This window comes from Sphingomonas sp. 66-10, assembly GCF_001897045.1.
In the GTDB taxonomy this organism is placed as follows: Bacteria; Pseudomonadota; Alphaproteobacteria; order Sphingomonadales; family Sphingomonadaceae; genus Sphingomonas; species Sphingomonas lycopersici.
The window spans coordinates 606-1,031 of record NZ_MKRR01000127.1 but is presented as its reverse complement, the minus strand read 5'-3'; the positions used below and the strand labels follow the sequence as shown (position 1 = coordinate 1,031).

Genomic DNA, 426 nt, shown 5'->3' with positions numbered 1-426 from the left:
ATTTCTGATCGAGGATGAAGACGCCCTCGCCCGGACGGAAGCCAGCGCGTCCGACTATCTCGCCAGCGCGGCGATGCGCTCCTTGATGGACAGCTATGTCACGCATCTCCGCCAGGTCGGTATCGAACAGCTCAGCCGCCGTACCCGGGTGACGCGGGGCAGCAAGGCCGCATCGAATGACGATGGCCGGCCCCGCCTCAAGGTCAACGCCATCGACGCGGATGAAGTGCAGCAGCTGCATGAGCGCATCAAGCGCAACCATTCCCTTGTGGCCCGCCGCCTCTTCGAGTTGCACGGCCATGAAGAGACCGTGCCTGACGATGAAGATGGAATCACCAAGGAGCGGATGCGCCAGATCACCAAGCGCGCCGCCAAAACCATCGCGTCCATCACCCAGAATGATCCGCGCTTTGCGATCATGGCCGA

At 62.4% G+C, this 426-nt stretch carries 1 pseudogene; it reads left to right on the top strand.

What is annotated here, in order from left to right:
• Positions 1-426, top strand: a pseudogene (locus BGN95_RS13310) (sigma-70 family RNA polymerase sigma factor); the annotation flags it as partial.